Source organism: Dokdonia sp. LLG6352-1, from assembly GCF_045055815.1.
GTDB classification, from domain to species: domain Bacteria; phylum Bacteroidota; class Bacteroidia; order Flavobacteriales; family Flavobacteriaceae; genus Dokdonia; species Dokdonia donghaensis.
The window spans coordinates 805,537-823,112 of the sequence record NZ_CP159329.1 but is presented as its reverse complement, the minus strand read 5'-3'; the positions used below and the strand labels follow the sequence as shown (position 1 = coordinate 823,112).

Below are 17,576 nucleotides of genomic sequence, written 5' to 3'. Positions count from 1 at the left end.
ACTCAATCTTAACGCTAATGTTGTATAATGAGGTTAAAATTTGTTTAATCTTTTTAAAAAAACAATAAACAATAGTATCTTTATTCTAAAATTAGGATATGGATACCGCATTGGTATGGTTTAGAAATAATCTTAGAGTTCAAGATAACGCGTCACTTGCGGCGGCTATTGCTACTGGTAAAAGAGTTGTAGGTGTTTATTATTTTGATCCTCGTCATTATGAGGAGGGTGATTTTGGTTTTAAAAAGACCGAAAAATATAGAGCTAAGTTTCTTATTGAAACAATAGAAAATCTAAAAGCAAATCTAGACAAGCTCAATATCACTTTGCTAGTATATAATCACAAGCCCGAAGAGCATATAACCACTGTAGTTAAAAGTTATAAAGTTACGAGCTTATATTCTCAAAAAGAGTGGACGGCAGAAGAGGTGAAAGTTACAAACGCTGTAGAGCGCGCAATACCCCAATTAAAAAACGAGGAGGTATATGATCAGTTTCTATTTCACCCAGACGATATTCCCTTCAATAGCATAACAGAGGTTCCTAAAATCTTTACGCAGTTTAGAAAAAAGTGCGAGAAGGAAAGTAATGTGAGACCTATCTTCAAAGAGCTTACGGCACTACCGCAAGAAAATATCTTAACTACCATAACTCCTATACCTACGCTAGAAGACTTAGGATTAGACACCTTTGTAAAAGATCACCGCACAGCATTTCCTTGGGAAGGTGGAGAAGATGCTGCTTGGGCTCGTCTTAATGACTATTTCTGGACCACACAAAAGCTTGCATATTACAAGAAAACCCGTAACGGTCTCATAGGTGAAGGTTATAGTTCTAAGCTCTCAGCCTGGCTTGCAAATGGCTCCATATCTGCAAGACAGATTTATTGGGAGGTAAAAAGATTTGAAAAAGAAGTCAAAAAAAATCAAGACACCTACTGGCTCATATTTGAGCTTATATGGAGAGATTATTTTAAGTACGTCTCTCTTAAACACGGTGATAACATTTTTAAAATAGGAGGTATTCTCAATAAAGAATATGACTGGAAGCATAACAATAAGGCCCAACGCGAGTGGATTAATGGGAATACAAAATATGATTTTGTAAATGCAAATATGATTGAGCTCAAGGAAACTGGCTGGATGTCTAACCGCGGTCGTCAAAATGTTGCTAGCTTTTGGGCAAAAGAACAAGAGCAAGACTGGCGTGTAGGCGCAGCATATTTTGAAAGTATACTCATAGATTATGACGTACACAGCAACTGGGGTAACTGGATGTATAATGCTGGGGTAGGTAACGACCCTCGTGACCGTAAATTTAACATCAAGAGGCAGCAAGATATGTATGATGGGAGCGGGAAATATGTCAGACTATGGACGCAGGAAGAACTTTTTTAAATGAAAAAATTACGACTCATACTTGGCGACCAGCTCAATCATAAACACTCTTGGTATCAAGAGCAGGACGATGAGGTGGTGTACTTTATGGCAGAAATGCGCCAAGAAACAGACTATGTAAAACATCATATTCAAAAGGTAGTTGCCTTTTTTATGGCTATGCGCGAGTTTGCAAGCTGGCTACAAGAGCGAGGTCATACGGTCGTTTATTACCAGCTAGATGATGCTCGTAACACACAAAGTCTTACAGAAAATCTTCAACAACTAATAGCCCAGTATGACATTGAGCAGTTTGAATATCAATTACCAGATGAGTATAGACTAGATGAGTTATTAGTACGCTTTCGCGAAAGCGTAAACATTCCCGTACAATCGTGCGACACAGAGCATTTTATGAGTTCGCGCACAGATTTGCAAGAGTTCTTCAAAGGGAAAAAGCAATTTACAATGGAATACTTCTACCGTATGATGCGCAAGAGGTACGACATTATGATGATAAATGACAAAGATCCAGAAGGCGGAAAGTGGAATTTTGACCACAGTAACCGCAATAAGTGGAAGGGTGAGACCCTCATCCCACACGAGCGTGGTTTTAGAAAAGATGCACGAAAGATTGTTGAGCTATTAGAAAAAGAAGGAGTAAAAACCATAGGTCGCATTACCGAAAAGCACTTTAACTGGCCCACTAGTAGAGCAGATGGACTTTCTGTGTTGAGATATTTTTGTGAGAACCTGTTGGTGCATTTTGGCGATTATCAGGACGCTATGGATCCAGATCAAGCATATCTGTACCATAGTAGATTGAGCTTTGCGATGAATAGTAAACTCCTAGATCCTCAAGAAGTAATTGAAACGGTTATAGACTACTGGAGAGATCATAGCGATGATATTTCTATAAGTCAAGTAGAGGGATTTGTAAGACAGATACTAGGCTGGCGAGAGTATATGAGAGGGATGTACTGGATGCAAATGCCAGAATTTGCAACCGTAAACACGCTAGAAAATACTAATGAATTACCAGATTTTTACTGGACAGGTAAAACTAAGATGAACTGCTTGAGCTGCAGTATAAATAATAGTCTTGATAATGCCTATGCACACCACATACAGCGACTTATGGTGACTGGTAATTATGCACTGCTTACAATGTGTGATCCATCACAGGTAGATGAGTGGTATTTGGGTATTTACATAGATGCAATAGAGTGGGTAGAAATTACAAACACAAGAGGGATGTCACAATGGGCAGATGGCGGAAAGATTGCTACAAAACCCTATGTGTCAAGCGGTAGTTACATAAATAAAATGTCTAATTATTGTAAGGGTTGTCATTACAAAGTGAGTAAGAAAACAGGAGAAGATGCCTGCCCTTTCAACGCTTTGTATTGGAATTTCTTAAGTGAGAAACGTGCTCATTTTGAAAACAATAATAGAATGAATATGATGCTTAGCCTTCTTGATAAAATGGATAAGAAGACCTTGCAAGCACACCAAGAACGAGCGCAAGATATTATAGAGCATCCAGAGAATTATTGAGTAAAAGTAAATCACATATCACCGTACACTGGTTTAAAAGAGACCTTAGGCTCCAAGATAATGAAAACTTGTGGCAGGCACTTCAACATAGTGAGCCTGTAATATTGCTATATATCTTTGAACCTTCCTTGCTGGATGATGCGCATTATAGTGAGCGACATTTTAATTTTATAAAAGAGTCACTTCAGGATTTACAAAACAGGTTAGAAAATTATGGCAGCAAGATACTTGTTGTTCAAGGAGAAGTGATACCTGTTTTTAAAAAATTACAGCAGCATTACACTATAAAACGGGTCTATTCTCACGTAGAAACTGGGATTCGAAAAACCTATGATAGAGATATTGCATTTAAGGTCTACCAGCAGTCTCAAGACATACGATGGATACAATTTATAAATAATGGCGTAAGGCGTAGCTTAAGCAACAGAGTAGGCTGGGTACAAGGTTGGGAATGGTGGATGAGTGAGCCACAACGCATTTTTGTACCGCAAGGCGGAGACCTTGTTACTAAGAAAGAAATAGAGGTGCTTGAGCAGTATTTTGATTGTGTCTCTTTACAAACACCAGAAAATACCGCATTTCAAAAAGGAGGCACTACAATGGGGTTGCGTTATTATGATAGCTTTTTGAAGGACAGAATCAAAAATTATAACGCTCATATCTCAAAACCCTTACTAGCTAGAAAGAGTTGTAGTCGCTTGTCTCCATATATAGCTTGGGGTAATCTCTCGGTGCGCGAGGTATGGCAGCGAGCAAAAAAGTTGCGACAAGACTCACCTTACAAAAGACAGATAGATGGTTTTACCTCACGTCTTAGGTGGTCTGCTCATTTTATACAGAAGTTTGAGATGGAAGATACAATGGAGTTTGTAAGTGTAAATAGAGGCTTCCATAGTTTAAAGAAAGTGTCTAACCCAGTCTATGCAAAGGCTTGGCAAGAGGGTAAAACGGGTTATCCGCTAGTAGACGCCTGTATGAGGTGCCTTGTAGAAACGGGTTATCTCAATTTTAGAATGAGAGCGCTTACGTTGTCATTTTTTACACACAATTTGTGGCAACCCTGGCAAGAGGCCTCAGCATTTCTGGCGAGGCAATTTTTAGATTTTGAGCCAGGTATACACTACCCGCAAATACAAATGCAAGCTGGAGAAACCGGTATTAATATGTTGCGTATTTATAACCCTGTAAAAAACAGTTATGAACACGACCCAGAAGGAGAGTTTATAAAAAAGTGGATACCAGAACTACGTGAAGTACCGCTGTCATACATACACGAACCGTGGACGATGAGCCTCCTCGAGCAGCAGTTTTGTAATACAACCATAGGTAAGGACTACCCAGCGCCTATTGTAAATATAAAAGAGACCCAAAAATATGCTACAGACACAATGTGGAAGTACAAAGAGCGTCCGGCCGTAAAGCAAGACGCCGTGCGCATTTTAAAACGACATACCTTAGTAGATAGACAGGTATAGGATTAATAATAGATTACAAAAAGAAGAAATATGAAAGAGTTTACAGATAGACAGTTAGATCGCATTATCGAGATGGCGTGGGAAGATCGCACCACTTTTGATGCGATTCAATTTCAGTTTGGGATAAGTGAGCGTGAGGTTATAGATATTATGCGCCGTGAGATGAAGCCTTCTAGTTTTAGAATGTGGCGCGCACGTGTGCAGGGTAGAAGTACAAAGCACGCCGCAAAGCGCAATTATGGAATAGATGATGCCCGTTTTAAGTGTAGTAGACAGAAACAGATCACACATAATAAAATATCTAAGAGAAGATAAGTGCAAATCCAGTAGGTTAAACTGTGAAGACGCTGTTAAGCTTTTCGTTTTAAGATATTGTTTAATGATTGAGCATTATCTTTGTACAAAAAATGAGTTGTCACGCTTTCGCGAAAGCGTACTTATAACTCCGCTCACCAAGCACGATAATTTAAGATGACAAAGAAAAAACCAGATCAGGTTGTGTTTAATGAAGAAAAAGGGAAGTATGATGCTGCCTTAACTCCATATGCTACAAATCTAGGTGCTCCAGCCATTGTAACAGATGATGTTACTACCTGGAAAAACTCAAATATAAGTAAGGTTAACCATCAATTTAAGACAGAGTATCAAGAGCTTAAAGCGCAGTATGATAAAATGATGGAGCAGTTTGAGTATAATAACCTTATATACTCTGCTAAGTTTTCTTTTGAGCCTATAGTAGGCTCCGTTTATCATTTATACAAGAGAGGAGGAGGTGAGCCTTTTTTATCACTCATCTCGCCAGAGGAATGTAACTGGGACTTTGTAGGCACTTTTGAGCTCAAAGCAGATAAAATTTGGAACCGCATAGACACACCCCTAGATGAAGAAGAATAACTTACAACAAGCAACCGTAGGAGGTGGCTGTTTCTGGTGTACAGAGGCGGTAGTACAACGTCTAAAAGGAGTTACAAATGTAGTTTCTGGTTATGCTGGAGGGACCGTGCCTGGTCACCCTACATATAGAGAGATTTGCTCTGGTCTTACGGGTCACGCAGAGGTGATACAATTTGATTATGACCCTACTGTGATTACTTATGCAGAGATTCTTACAGTCTTTATGACTACGCACGACCCTACTACTTTAAACAGGCAAGGTGCAGACCGAGGTACACAATATAGATCTGTAATTTTTTATCACAATGAAGAGCAAAAAGAACAAGCCGAGCAAGTGATAAAAGTTGTACAAGAGTATTATGAAGACCCTATAGTTACAGAGGTGTCTGAGTTACCTACGTTTTACGAGGCCACGCAAGAGCATCAAGATTACTACAACGAAAACAGATTACAAGGCTATTGTAGAGTTGTGATTGATCCCAAAATTGCTAAACTGAAAAAGTACTACGAGCATTTAATAGCCTCATAGAATACTAGTTTTTTCAATATTAAAAAGCCACACTACTTCTAGTAACATAGAGTGATATGGCTTTTTTGAGTATGATGTATTTATTTACGCTTTCGTAAAAGCGGACTTATCTTTTTTCATTTATGAGTCTGTAAATTAATAGTGCGGTACGTTTAGTAAGCATCTCTATGGTGTTTATGTATACAGTCTCATTTGGTGTGTGTGCTCCTGTTCCCATTGTGCCTAAACCGTCAAGACAAGCCACATATTCTGCGACAAAAGAGGTGTCTGCAGCGCCACGTTTTCCAGGGTCGTATGCTGCCACAGCTGGCCCTCCCATATCGAGGCTTACTTGACTTAATTTTTCTAAAAGCGCATAATTTTTAGGAGTAGGTTGCATTGCTGGATAACTATCTTCAAACTCAACTACAGCACTTGTTTGCGGTAAATTATTCGCAACAATCGCTCTCATTTTATCACGAGCTTCTTCTTTTTGCTCTTCAGATATAAAACGTAGGCCACCTTGTACGTATGCAGTTTGTGCTACTACATTTCCTTTGCCAAAGATGCTTCCCTTACTTTGTTTTGCCTCAAGATCCATTTTTGTTCCTCCCAGCATCATACCAGGATTAAAGGATAGTAATTCTGGACCTCTTACTTCGTTATAAAAACCGTTGAGAATACGTGCAAGTTCAAAATTTGCTCCTGCACCTACGCTTTCGCGAAAAATACCACTCGAGTGTGCTCTCTTTCCTGTAACGGTTACATTCCAGTTTGATGAGCCACGTCTGGCTACGGTTGCATTATCAAAACCCGTTGAGGTTTCAAAACCAAGAGCAATATCTGAATTCTTTGCTGCCTCTATAAGATCCTTACGGCTTATAGTGAGCGGTTTTCCTGTGCTTTCTTCATCTCCAGTAAAGGCTACTGTGATTTGTGCATTGTCTAGCATCCCTGCTTGTCTTAGAGCTTTGAGCGCATAAAGTACGACCACGTTACCCCCTTTCATATCATTTGCTCCGGGTCCTTTTGCTACGGTGTCGTTTACCATTTCAAATTTTTGAAACTCGCTGTCTTCTTCAAAAACCGTATCAAGATGACCTATAAGTAGTAATCTTTTACCTTTTGTACCCTCTGTAGTTGCAAAGAGATGTCCTGCACGGTCCATTTCGGCGGGCATATCAATCCACTTTGTGTTAAAACCTATGTCTGTAAATGCGCTAGAGAAGCGAGTGCCTACTTCTTTTACTCCTTTTACATTTAGAGTTCCGCTATTAATGTTTACTACCTCTTCTAGAAATGCGATACTCTCTGCCGAGTTTTTTTCTACTAGGGTAAGTATACGCTGTTCTTGAGGTGAGAGTTTATTGCTGGTTTGAGCGGTTACTGTTTTTGCTTTCGCGAAAGCGATAATAATAAATAGGGCTAGAGTAGTCTTGAGAAGGTGATTTTTCATTGCTTAAACGATGTTATTTTTAAGAGATAGTATTATAAAAGTAGTGATATGTGACCAGTTATACGTTTATTATCTATCTCGATTACGTACCAGTAGTCATCTGGCGGGAGTAACTTACCGTTAAATCGCCCACCCCAAGTAAAAGTGGTACCGTTACCACTAGCGATTAACTTACCATAACGATTAAAGACTTGTATAAAACTAGTGTTAAAGTATGTGGCGTCTGGTAATAAAAAGTAGTCATTGATTCCGTCATCATTTGGGGTGAAATACGTGGGAATATTATAATGATAGTACGTTATAATAACAGGAAGGCAGCCCGATGTATTACGAACAAAAATAGTTTTAATGCCTCCAGGTTGATTTCTAAATATGGGCTGGGTATAATAAATTGAGCCATTGAGTGAGTATTCCCAGTTGCCTTCATTTTCAACATCTATAATAATGTTTTCGCCTTGAGTTGTAATATTTGCTACGATGGGAGACGCTATGCCAGTTACTTGAAATGTTTTTGTGACACTACAGCCAGCAGTGTTTGTCATTGTCACGCTATATGTTCCGGCATTACTGATTGTTATATCTGGTGTGGTGGCTCCCGTGCTCCATAAGTAGCTCACATTTGTAATACCTGCATTAAGATCGATACTCTCTTGATTGATACAAATATTGCGTTGCTCTACCTGATTTGTCACAACTGGTGCTGCTAGTTGTGATAATATTACTGGTGTGCGTGATAGACTCGCGCATTCTGTTCCTTGCACATAAGACTGCGCATAGTAGATCCCTGGTGATGTAGGTGTAAAAGAATTTCCAGTAGCTATTATTTCTGTACTTGTAGCTGAGGTGTACCATTGTACATCCTCACCTGTAGCTACAGTGACTGAGATAGGTGGTAAAGGTTGGTTTTCACACACATTTACATTGCCATCGCTCAAAGGTGCTTGAGGGGCGTCTATAAAGTCTATTAAATATGCTTCAGATAAAAAGGAGCAAAGTGGGTTTCCTATACTTGCTATATCTGTTGCTGTGTTTACTCTGTAGTAAGTTGTAGTGTTTAAAACAGGTGTAGTATACGAGCCGTTTGTAGCCCCAGCAATAGGAGTCCAGTTTATGGCATCATTACTCACTTCCCATTGTAAAAAAACGGCACTGCTTAGAGCAACAGAGAGAGTGGTGGTAAATGAATTCTGATTGTTACATATTAGTATGTCTTCTTCTCCAGATATATCTGAGCTTATAGTGCTTACATCTCCACAGGCTCTAAAGACTATATCGTCTATAGCAAGATCATTACCACAGCCACCGTTGCCATTATTAATCATCCTTAATATGACTTCGTTTTGTCCTGCTTGTGTTTCAAAGATGAGACCGTATTGGGTCCATATAGGATTTGCCGTTCCAGCAATATCGCCCGTATCTCCTGAGGCCAAAAGTACGGTGTCAGAACTATCCCATATTTGAAACCTTACATTTACTGGTATGCCGTTTCCGCCGCATACTGCAGAGTTGATATTATAGAGGTTTTGTAAAAATGCAGAAAACTCATATGAAGTATTTTCACAAAGACCGCTTATTGTTTTTTGATAAAATTGATCTGCTGTAAAGCTCGCGTTTACTATAAACGCCTTTCCATTAGTATCACCAGGAGTATGATCTGGCCCTATATGAAATGCGCCTAGTTGTTGCATTTGTGAAGAGATTGTATAAAAGCCATCTTCTGGACCGCTATCTACATAAGTATAAGAAGTTATATCTGTACTTAAAGCAGGCCCATTGCTAGTGCCCGTCCCAAAATCTTCTACAAATATGGGAGCACCGAGATCTCCAGAACAAAATCCTAATTGCCCAAAACTAATACTAGTAGTAAGTGATAATAGGGTAAAAAAGATATAAAATGACTTGTTCATAGGGATTATAACAAAGATATAGGAAACAAATTATATCTATCATACTGACTTCTAGTGCCATATGTTATTTTGATATAAGAGGTAGGAGTTTTACAGAGTAGACTGTTTCATAAGCAAAGCATTTAATCCTACTAAATGATAGTTGATACCAGGTGTTGGTATATTGTTTTTATTTAAAACTACTCATTTATGACTTCCCCGAATTCATAAATGAAAGCAGTACTTCTCCTACTTGAAGCATTGTAAATAGAAACATTTTTGAAGAATCCCAAGAAATTTTTGTACTTGGGATTTTTTCATTTTAAAAGTTACGCTTTCGCGAAATTTATAATGTAAACACGTAAAAAGCTGTATAAAAAGTAGTTGTAAGTTACTTTTGCTAGGTTCAGTTTTGGCTTGAGTTATAGAGGTAAAATAAATCACTAAAAAAAGTCGAAAAAACGTCAATTTTTTTTTGATGATTGTAAAAAAGCTTTATATTTGCATCCGCTTACAAAAAGTAACACTCCTCAATAGCTCAGTTGGTTAGAGCATCTGACTGTTAATCAGAGGGTCCTAAGTTCGAGTCTTAGTTGAGGAGCTAGTGAGTAAAAGCCACACAGTCCGTGTGGCTTTTTTTATGCTCAATAGTTTGTGCAAGGTTTTGGCTATAATAAGTTCTTTTGCGCTCATCTTTTTTAGAATGTGCTCTAAACAAAAAAAAGCCTCTCCTACAGGAAAAGCTCTTCACCGGATTCAACTACAAATCCTACCACGTGTGACGTGGCCAACACAACGATGTTAAAAGTACTAAAAAAATAGAAACTTCTATTTTATCTCTCCCTGTGTAAAGTGTAAACCAGATACAGAAATTATAATATATTTGAGAGATGAAGAAATACGATCTAAGCTTCCCTATTTTTTTTCTTACCCTATTTTATCTTTTAATTTTTACTTCTCACGCCCATAGCCAGACCAAGGAGGTTGATAGCACAACCTTCTACTATAATTCTATTATGGGTGCTACTTGTAAAGAAGCTATACAAAAGGGTGTGGTTTTCTTTGAAAACGAATTAAAAACTAATATTAAAAAAGAGGATCCACATTATAGAGCACAGATTCTTGATCTTATCTCGCTAGGATACTTTAATATGGATGAGTTTTTTAAAAGCGAAATCTCTGCTATAGACAGTTATAAGTCTCTTGATCTAGCATCACAAACTATAGGTAGAGAGGATATCAAAATTAGATTAGGAAACCGCCTAGGTAGACTTTATAGAAGGCTAGGAGATGATGATAATGCCCTAAAGTATTATAAAAACACACTCCCTTTACTTTCAAAAAAAAGAGACAGTTTAATCCTTTCAAATAATATAGCTTCAATCCATATGGATCGTGATGACTATCAAAAAGCAGTAGACTTGCTTGCTCCTTTTGTAATTGATTCAACTTCTATTTTAGAAAAAAAATATCTGGCTACTATTCTTGATAATTATGGTTATAGTTTGTCTCATTTGCGTTCTTACGAAGGGCTCTCTTTTATGAAGCGCGCAGAAGATATAAATAAGACAATAGGTTATGTGCGCGGACTCTTTTCTGTTAAGAGACATCTTTCTCAATACTATGGTAATAATGACAAATTCCTTAAAGCAAGTAAGTATGCACAAGAAGCAAATGTAATTGCAAACTCACTAGGAAGTCTCACTTATAAAAAAGAATCTTTAGGACTTCTCATTGAGGCGGGTATAACAACAGACGCCTTAGCCTATAAGCAATTGTCAGATAGTTTGCAGAGTGTGCAAGAACAAGTGGCAAATAAATATGTTGCTCAAAAATATGACTACAGTGTCTTTCAAAATGAAGCTCAGGAGAGTGAGCTAGTTGCTCAAAAGGAAAAAACTAAAAATAGATTTTACCAGTTTTTAGTCATTTTTTTAATACTTCTTGCTGTTGCTGTATTTATTATTTCTAGGCTGTTAAACAAGAAAAAAAGGATGGAGGAGATGTTTAAAACAGAGGCTCGTTTTTCTAAAAAAATACACGATGAGGTGTCAAATGATATTTATAAAGTAATGGCACATATGCAGAGCAGTAAGGAGCTGGATCCTGGTCTTATGGATAACCTAGAAAGTATTTATAATAGAACACGAGATATCTCTAGAGAGACAAGTCCAATAGATGCCAGTAAAAATTTTCAGACTACATTAAGTGATCTTTTACTGGGGTATCAAAGTGACTCACTAAATATTGTTACTAGAAATAGTGATAGCGTGAGATGGGCGCAAATATCTAACGAGAAGAAGAATGCTATTTATAGAGTTTTGCAAGAGCTTATTACAAATACAGTAAAACACGGCAGGGCAAGTTTGGTACTCATTGAGTTTAATCAAGATCATAAAAAAATTGCAATCAGATATAAGGATAATGGCATAGGGTCAGAACTATCTAATAAAAATGGCTTGCAGAATGTGGAAAACCGTATAAAAGCCTTTAAGGGAACTGTTACATTTGAAAGTGAAAAGAATAAAGGTTTTCAGGCAAATATCCAGATGTAATGTTTAAAAAAGTTCTAATAGCAGATGACTTAGTCAGTATTAATGAAGGTGTGTCGCATACACTTAGTGGTTTAAATATAAATGGAGCAAAACAGGTCACATATTGTGATGAGGCGTATTTACAAATCAAGAAGGCAGACAGAGATAATTTACCTTATGACTTATTAATAACCGACTTGTCTTTTACAGCAGATCATAGAAGGCAGCGATTTTCTTCTGGAGACGCGCTTGCAGAGGTTGTCAAAAAAGAACACCCCGAGATTAAAGTAATAGTCTACTCTGTAGAAGACCGCTTTCAAAGAGTACGTCAACTCTATAATGATGTCCATATAGATGCTTTTGTGTGTAAAGGTAGGGATGGTATTTCAGAGCTTAAGGACGCAATTAAAACCGTGTCTGAGGGTAATCGTTATATCTCCCCTAAAGTCGCAATGGCGTTATCTAATAATGCAAATCTAGAAATAAATGAGTACGACATTACACTTATTAGATTGCTCTCATATGGCTATTCTCAAGAAGAAATAAGTAAAGATCTCAAAGAAAAGAATGTATCACCTTCTAGCGTAAGTGCTATTGAAAAGAAACTAAATAAGTTGAAAATTCAATTTAGAGCAAATAATGCAATACATCTCGTAGCTCTGGTGAAGGATATGGGCCTAATTTAGAAGAAAAAATGTTCTAATTGTGGATTCCCGTAAAGTATAGAAAGTACAATCTTATATACTTGTAATGCTTTAAGTTTTTGGGGGGCTTAAAGCATTTGTTTGTTAAAGAGCATCTTCGGGTGCTCTTTTTTTATGCTTTATTATATCCAGAACTTACCAAAAACAAAAAAAGCCTCTCCAATCAGGAAAAGCTCTTCATCGGATTCAACTACAAACCCTTACCACGTGTGACGTGGCCAACACAACACTGTAAAAAAAAAGCCCACAAATGTGGGCTTAATTATGCGGTCTGGACGAGACTCGAACTCGCGACCCCCTGCGTGACAGGCAGATATTCTAACCAACTGAACTACCAGACCGTTCCCTTATGTTATAGACTTGGAGGTTGTCTTAATTCTTCAATATTTTACTTGCTACATTTCCTTTGTCAAGAACTAACAACTCATCGTTGCTCTGTTGCGGGTGCAAATATAGAACACCTTTTTAATTGCACCAAATAATTTTTTAAAATTTTTATAAAAATTTCTGACGCTCTACTAAAAAGGTCGTCAGTATGGGGCTAAAGCCGTTTTCTATAATTGCAGGAATGTACTTAATTCTATATTGTGCACACTTGATTTGCAGTGTTTTAAAATAAGTTTCTACAGAGCTTTTGTAAATATCACGTATACTATCTGCATATAAATTAATAAATGCTCCACTTTCTACATCAACAAACTTTTTTGGGCTATTGTCAAAATCAAAGTTATATTCCTTCTCCTTACTGTAGGTGTGAAACAAAATTACTTCGTGCTTGTTGTATTTAAGATGCTGTAAGGCTTCAAAAAGTTGCTCTTGCTCCACATCGTCTTGTAGCATATCAGAAAAAAGAAAAACCAGAGACCTACGTTTTAACTTCTCTGCAATAAGATGAAGGTGTTTATAAGTGTCTGTTCCTTTAGGTTGTTCCTTATGTGAGCGAGTAGTATTTATAATACCATTAAGTTGGTCTAGTAGCATATGGTGGTGCCTGTCGCTACCTTTTTCTCCTGTGTAAAAATCATAAGTATCACTATAGATACTCATTCCCACAGCATCACGCTGCTTCTTCATAAGATTCATAATAGCTGCGCTAGCCAGCGCAGAGAAGCTTATCTTGTTAAGCTCTGTTATGCTAGGCTCTTTTACAGCAGGATAGTGCATAGAGCTACTATTATCTACAATAAGGTGACAGCGCAGGTTAGTTTCTTCTTCATATCGCTTTGTATAAAGCCTGTCTGTCTTTGCATAGAGTTTCCAGTCTATGTGTTTTGTACTCTCGCCGGGGTTGTAAATCTTATGTTCTGCAAACTCTGCCGAGAAGCCGTGAAAAGGACTCTTATGCATACCAGATATAAATCCCTCTACCACCTGGCGCGCTAGTAGCTCTAAATTGCCAAAGCCTGAGGTTTTATGAAGTTCTGATTTTATATCCATCGTTATGCGAGTGTAGCGGTTAGAAATGCTCTTAAATGAATCGGAACTTGCCCTAAAAGAAGAACAAGTTCCGATGTGTGATTAGAGTAGCGGGTTTATCCTTCGTAAACGCCGTCTACGATTCCGTAGTCTACAGACTCATCTGCGCCCATCCAGTGATCACGCTGGAAGTCTTTCATTATTTTATCAAAAGTTTGCCCACAATTATCTGCAAGAATCTGTGCGCTAAGCTCTTTTGTTTTTACAATTTCTTGTGCGGTAATTTCTATATCAGATGCTTGACCTCTAGCTCCTCCAGAAGGCTGGTGTATCATAACACGAGCGTGTGGCTGTATAAAGCGGCGACCTTTTTCTCCTACAGAGAGTAATAGTGATCCCATACTAGCAGCTAGACCTGTACAGATGGTAGAGACTGGGCTCTTAATCATCTTTATAGTGTCATACATTGCAAATCCAGAAGTTACATAACCACCAGGGCTATTTATAAATAACTGAATCTCATCGTGCCCTTGTGCGTCAAGATATAGTAATCTATCTATAACGTGCTTTGCGCTCTTATCATCTACCATTCCCCAAAGGAATATCTTTCTATCATTGAGCAACTGGTTGTCAATAGCGTCTTGTACTTTTATTTTCTTTTCCATAAATATCGCTGCTCTGGCAGCTATTAGTCATTTTCGCTTGCGCAAAAATCTATTGGTGTTAGACAATATAAATCTAATAAATAGTAAAGTGTGTATTTTACGCTTTCGCGAAAGCGTACACCTTCTATCTAATGCTTTAAAAATACAAAAAGGCTCGGCACTGTGCCAAACCTTTCTGATAATCTTATTAAAATAGGGGAGACTATAAAAGTCCGTCTATTGCTTCTGTATAAGTAGCCTTTGGAGCAACACCTACTTGACGTCCTACTACTTCACCGTCTTTAAACATAAGTACTGTAGGGATGTTACGTACACCGTATTTTGCAGCAAATTCTTGGTTTGCATCTACGTCTACTTTACCTATGATAGCTTTACCTTCGTACTCTCCAGCAATCTCTTCGATAACTGGTCCTACCATACGACAAGGTCCACACCAAGCAGCCCAAAAGTCTACTAATACTGGCTTATCGCTTTTTAATACTTGTTCTTCAAATGTTGCATCTGTGATTTCTAATGCCATAACTATATCGTGTTAAATTGTTATTCTAATTTGTAATACAAAGTTAGTCAATAATAATTCCAAACCTTACAATGCGCATATCAGGATTGACTATCGCGTCATTGTGGCAGGTTATAGTAAGTAATTAACTACTATATAGTCTTTTATCTTCTACTTCCAAAAACTTGTAGTGCAAAGTATAAGAGAGTGGCAAGTGATCCTAAAGCGGCAACAAGATAGGTGCGTGCTGCCCATTTTAAGGCATCCTCTGCACCATCATACTCTTCTGGGGTTACCATATTTTCGGTTTTGAGCCAGGCAAGTGCTCTATTACTTGCATCATACTCTACAGGCAGTGTGATGAGGCTAAAGAGTGTTCCCATTGCATAAAGTGCAAGACCTATAATGGCAACAGTACCACCTATCTTAGTAGTAGCCATAAGTGCAACACCACCCATAATTACCCACATACTCATCTTAGAAGCAATATTTACTACAGGTACGAGCTTAGATCTCATTTGTAAAAAGCTGTATGCTGTAGCGTGCTGTATAGCGTGACCTACCTCGTGGGCAGACACGGCAGCCGCTGCGGCATTTCTCTGGCTGTAAACAACCTCACTTAAGTTTACCGTTTTATCTCTAGGGTTGTAGTGGTCTGTAAGCTGGCCTGCAACAGAGATTACTTTTACATCTGTAATTCCATTATCTGCGAGCATCTTTTCGGCAATCTCTGCGCCAGACATCCCGTTGCGTAGTTGTAGGTTAGAATAATGTTTGAATTTGCTCTTAAGCTTAGAACTTACAAGTCCGCTTATGAGTGCAATGGCTCCTACTATAATGTAGTAACCCATAGATCCTGCTAGCATAGTCGTTTATTTTTTTAGTTGTTTTAGGTTTCTAAAGTTACAAAAGTATAAAGCACAAACTACGCCAAAATATAAAACGACATTTTCTAACCCCTTTCGTGTCAATAGTCGGTAGATCTATTGCTTTAGTGGAGTGATAGGTCTATAAAGAGTTTTACGCTTTCGCGAAAGCGTACACAACCTCCTTTTTAAATCGCTAGTGGTGTGTATGGGATATCAAAAACCTCAGAGATTTCTTCATAAACTACGTCTCCGGAAACAATATTCACCCCTTTTTTAAGAACCTCATCTTGTGCACAGGCTGTTTTCCATCCTTTATTTGCTAGTTTGAGCACATAGGGTAATGTGACATTTGTGAGAGCTACCGTAGAGGTGTAAGGTACTGCTCCAGGCATATTTGCAACACAATAGTGCACCACATCATCTATGATAAAAACGGGATCTTGGTGTGTGGTAGGTTTTGAGGTTTCTACACAGCCACCTTGATCTACCGCTACATCTACTATTACGGTGCCAGGTCGCATCTCCTTGAGCATATCACGTGTGATTAACTTAGGTGCTTTTGCTCCAGGTATTAAAACGCCTCCTATGATTAAATCGTGTGTTTTGATATGTTTCCTTATGTTGAATTCGTTTGAGAATTCTGTAACTACGTGTGGTGGCATTATATTATTTACATAGCGTAGTCGTTTCATACTTATGTCAAGTATGGTAACGTGTGCGCCTAGACCTGCAGCCATTTTGGCTGCCTGTATACCTACTACACCTGCGCCCAGAACGAGTACTTTACCAGGGCTCACGCCTGGCACACCACCTAGTAGTACACCGCGCCCTTTTACTGGTTTCTCAAGATATCTTGCTCCTTGTTGTATAGACATACGCCCAGCGACCTCGCTCATAGGGGTAAGCAGTGGTAGAGACCTATCTGCTTCTTCTACCGTTTCATATGCGATACAAGTAGCGCCGCTAGCTATCATTGCTTTTGTGAGTGGCTCGCTAGAGGCAAAATGAAAATAGGTAAAGACAATCTGGTCTTTTTTAATAAGCCTGTATTCTGGAGCTATGGGCTCCTTAACCTTTACAATCATTTGAGCGCTTGCATATACCTCTTCTATGGTGTCTAGTATGTTTGCTCCAGCATCTATGTATTGCTGGTTTACAAAACCACTGTTTACGCCAGCATCCTTTTGAATATATACGGTATGACCGCGTTTTGTGAGTTCATATACACCTCCTGGGGTGATGCCCACTCGGTTTTCATTATTTTTAATCTCAGTGGGTACCCCTATAACCATCGCTTAAATTTTTGCGGCAAGGTAGCAGAAATGTAAAAAATGAAAGCTGATAAAATATTAAAAATCAGGGGTGTAAAAAGTGATATTATTAAAAATAGATAGGCATTTTTAACGATATGTAAATACTATTTTTTGCCGTATTTGATTTTGAAATACAGCAGTAAAAATGAGGAGATAACTGTAATAGCATTTGCCAGTATGATGGATAGACTTTCTTTAAGCACTCCATAAATAAGCCAGAACACAATGCCTACAAAAAACATTGTAAACATAGGTAAGCTCAAGCCAGAGACATCCTTAGTTTTCCAAGTTTGATATACTTGGGGTAAAAAGGCTGCAGTGGTCAGTGTAGCAGCAATGAGACCTATGATCTCTATATCATCTATTCCAGACATTAGTATGTAATTAAATCTTGCCCATAATATGACTTACGGGCAAGAGTATA

General features: G+C 38.2%; 16 protein-coding genes and 2 tRNA genes. 9 read left to right on the top strand and 9 right to left on the bottom strand.

The window, feature by feature from the left end; genetic code table 11:
• Positions 1-98: 98 nt before the first annotated feature.
• From ABVM49_RS03705 to msrA, 6 genes are all read left to right on the top strand, one after another.
• Complete coding sequence (locus ABVM49_RS03705; RefSeq protein ID WP_405203100.1) at positions 99-1,397, top strand: DASH family cryptochrome; 1,299 nt, start codon at positions 99-101, stop codon at positions 1,395-1,397.
• On the top strand, positions 1,398-2,933 hold the full coding sequence (locus ABVM49_RS03700; protein WP_405203099.1) for a cryptochrome/photolyase family protein: 1,536 nt from the start codon (positions 1,398-1,400) through the stop codon (positions 2,931-2,933).
• Entirely contained in the window at positions 2,930-4,408 is a 1,479-nt protein-coding gene (locus tag ABVM49_RS03695; RefSeq protein WP_405203097.1) for a deoxyribodipyrimidine photo-lyase/cryptochrome family protein, read from the top strand. The genes ABVM49_RS03700 and ABVM49_RS03695 overlap by 4 nt, the downstream gene beginning before the upstream one ends.
• A 30-nt stretch (positions 4,409-4,438) precedes the next feature.
• Positions 4,439-4,723, top strand: coding sequence for a TIGR03643 family protein (locus ABVM49_RS03690; protein WP_038601158.1), 285 nt, complete (start codon positions 4,439-4,441; stop codon positions 4,721-4,723).
• A 156-nt stretch (positions 4,724-4,879) separates the two neighbouring features.
• The gene (locus tag ABVM49_RS03685) at positions 4,880-5,302 is read left to right on the top strand and encodes a DUF2452 domain-containing protein (RefSeq protein WP_405203096.1); all 423 of its coding nucleotides are present in this window, start codon (positions 4,880-4,882) and stop codon (positions 5,300-5,302) included.
• Entirely contained in the window at positions 5,289-5,831 is a 543-nt protein-coding gene (gene msrA, locus ABVM49_RS03680) for a peptide-methionine (S)-S-oxide reductase MsrA (protein ID WP_380031327.1), read from the top strand. Before ABVM49_RS03685 ends, msrA begins: the two co-directional genes overlap by 14 nt.
• A gap of 106 nt (positions 5,832-5,937) precedes the next feature.
• Here msrA and ABVM49_RS03675 read toward each other — a convergent pair whose 3' ends face one another.
• The gene (locus tag ABVM49_RS03675) at positions 5,938-7,266 is read right to left on the bottom strand and encodes a M20/M25/M40 family metallo-hydrolase (RefSeq protein ID WP_405203095.1); all 1,329 of its coding nucleotides are present in this window, start codon (positions 7,264-7,266) and stop codon (positions 5,938-5,940) included.
• A 32-nt stretch (positions 7,267-7,298) separates the two neighbouring features.
• On the bottom strand, positions 7,299-9,173 hold the full coding sequence (locus ABVM49_RS03670) for a T9SS type B sorting domain-containing protein (protein WP_405203094.1): 1,875 nt from the start codon (positions 9,171-9,173) through the stop codon (positions 7,299-7,301).
• A gap of 506 nt (positions 9,174-9,679) precedes the next feature.
• Here ABVM49_RS03670 and ABVM49_RS03665 point away from each other — a divergent pair.
• The 3 genes from ABVM49_RS03665 to ABVM49_RS03655 all read left to right on the top strand — a co-directional run bounded on the left by ABVM49_RS03665 (position 9,680) and on the right by ABVM49_RS03655 (position 12,372).
• Positions 9,680-9,753, top strand: a tRNA-Asn gene (locus tag ABVM49_RS03665).
• 289 nt (positions 9,754-10,042) lie between these two features.
• Complete coding sequence (locus ABVM49_RS03660) at positions 10,043-11,707, top strand: ATP-binding protein (protein WP_405203093.1); 1,665 nt, start codon at positions 10,043-10,045, stop codon at positions 11,705-11,707.
• Positions 11,707-12,372 carry a response regulator gene (locus ABVM49_RS03655; protein ID WP_405203092.1) on the top strand — a complete coding sequence of 222 codons (666 nt, stop codon included), beginning with the start codon at positions 11,707-11,709 and terminating at the stop codon, positions 12,370-12,372. The genes ABVM49_RS03660 and ABVM49_RS03655 overlap by 1 nt, the downstream gene beginning before the upstream one ends.
• A gap of 285 nt (positions 12,373-12,657) precedes the next feature.
• Here the strand turns inward: ABVM49_RS03655 and ABVM49_RS03650 are convergent.
• From ABVM49_RS03650 to ABVM49_RS03620, 7 genes are all read right to left on the bottom strand, one after another.
• Positions 12,658-12,731 (bottom strand) — tRNA-Asp (locus ABVM49_RS03650).
• Between the two features lie 154 nt (positions 12,732-12,885).
• Entirely contained in the window at positions 12,886-13,827 is a 942-nt protein-coding gene (locus tag ABVM49_RS03645; protein ID WP_405203091.1) for a DUF58 domain-containing protein, read from the bottom strand.
• 95 nt (positions 13,828-13,922) lie between these two features.
• Entirely contained in the window at positions 13,923-14,471 is a 549-nt protein-coding gene (locus tag ABVM49_RS03640; RefSeq protein WP_038598549.1) for a ClpP family protease, read from the bottom strand.
• A 202-nt stretch (positions 14,472-14,673) separates the two neighbouring features.
• Positions 14,674-14,991 (bottom strand): thioredoxin, encoded by a 318-nt coding sequence (trxA, locus tag ABVM49_RS03635; RefSeq protein ID WP_405203090.1) that lies wholly within the window; start codon positions 14,989-14,991, stop codon positions 14,674-14,676.
• Positions 14,992-15,134: 143 nt separating this feature from the next.
• Entirely contained in the window at positions 15,135-15,836 is a 702-nt protein-coding gene (locus ABVM49_RS03630; RefSeq protein ID WP_405203089.1) for a zinc metallopeptidase, read from the bottom strand.
• 188 nt (positions 15,837-16,024) lie between these two features.
• On the bottom strand, positions 16,025-17,131 hold the full coding sequence (gene ald, locus ABVM49_RS03625) for an alanine dehydrogenase (RefSeq protein WP_405203088.1): 1,107 nt from the start codon (positions 17,129-17,131) through the stop codon (positions 16,025-16,027).
• 125 nt (positions 17,132-17,256) lie between these two features.
• Positions 17,257-17,526: a SemiSWEET family sugar transporter gene (locus ABVM49_RS03620; protein WP_375252181.1), complete on the bottom strand. Its 270-nt coding sequence runs from the start codon at positions 17,524-17,526 to the stop codon at positions 17,257-17,259.
• Positions 17,527-17,576 lie beyond the last annotated feature (50 nt).

Excerpts from the sequence above, each read along its gene's own strand:
- ABVM49_RS03685 (WP_405203096.1), top strand. The coding sequence starts at position 4,880 with ATGACAAAGAAAAAACCAGATCAGGTTGTGTTTAATGAAGAAAAAGGG.
- ABVM49_RS03630 (WP_405203089.1), bottom strand. The coding sequence starts at position 15,836 with ATGCTAGCAGGATCTATGGGTTACTACATTATAGTAGGAGCCATTGCA.
- ABVM49_RS03690 (WP_038601158.1), top strand. The coding sequence starts at position 4,439 with ATGAAAGAGTTTACAGATAGACAGTTAGATCGCATTATCGAGATGGCG.
- ABVM49_RS03620 (WP_375252181.1), bottom strand. The coding sequence starts at position 17,526 with ATGTCTGGAATAGATGATATAGAGATCATAGGTCTCATTGCTGCTACA.
- ABVM49_RS03660 (WP_405203093.1), top strand. The coding sequence starts at position 10,043 with ATGAAGAAATACGATCTAAGCTTCCCTATTTTTTTTCTTACCCTATTT.
- trxA (WP_405203090.1), bottom strand. The coding sequence starts at position 14,991 with ATGGCATTAGAAATCACAGATGCAACATTTGAAGAACAAGTATTAAAA.
- ABVM49_RS03670 (WP_405203094.1), bottom strand. The coding sequence starts at position 9,173 with ATGAACAAGTCATTTTATATCTTTTTTACCCTATTATCACTTACTACT.
- ABVM49_RS03645 (WP_405203091.1), bottom strand. The coding sequence starts at position 13,827 with ATGGATATAAAATCAGAACTTCATAAAACCTCAGGCTTTGGCAATTTA.
- ABVM49_RS03675 (WP_405203095.1), bottom strand. The coding sequence starts at position 7,266 with ATGAAAAATCACCTTCTCAAGACTACTCTAGCCCTATTTATTATTATC.
- ABVM49_RS03655 (WP_405203092.1), top strand. The coding sequence starts at position 11,707 with ATGTTTAAAAAAGTTCTAATAGCAGATGACTTAGTCAGTATTAATGAA.
- ald (WP_405203088.1), bottom strand. The coding sequence starts at position 17,131 with ATGGTTATAGGGGTACCCACTGAGATTAAAAATAATGAAAACCGAGTG.
- ABVM49_RS03700 (WP_405203099.1), top strand. The coding sequence starts at position 1,398 with ATGAAAAAATTACGACTCATACTTGGCGACCAGCTCAATCATAAACAC.
- msrA (WP_380031327.1), top strand. The coding sequence starts at position 5,289 with ATGAAGAAGAATAACTTACAACAAGCAACCGTAGGAGGTGGCTGTTTC.
- ABVM49_RS03640 (WP_038598549.1), bottom strand. The coding sequence starts at position 14,471 with ATGGAAAAGAAAATAAAAGTACAAGACGCTATTGACAACCAGTTGCTC.
- ABVM49_RS03705 (WP_405203100.1), top strand. The coding sequence starts at position 99 with ATGGATACCGCATTGGTATGGTTTAGAAATAATCTTAGAGTTCAAGAT.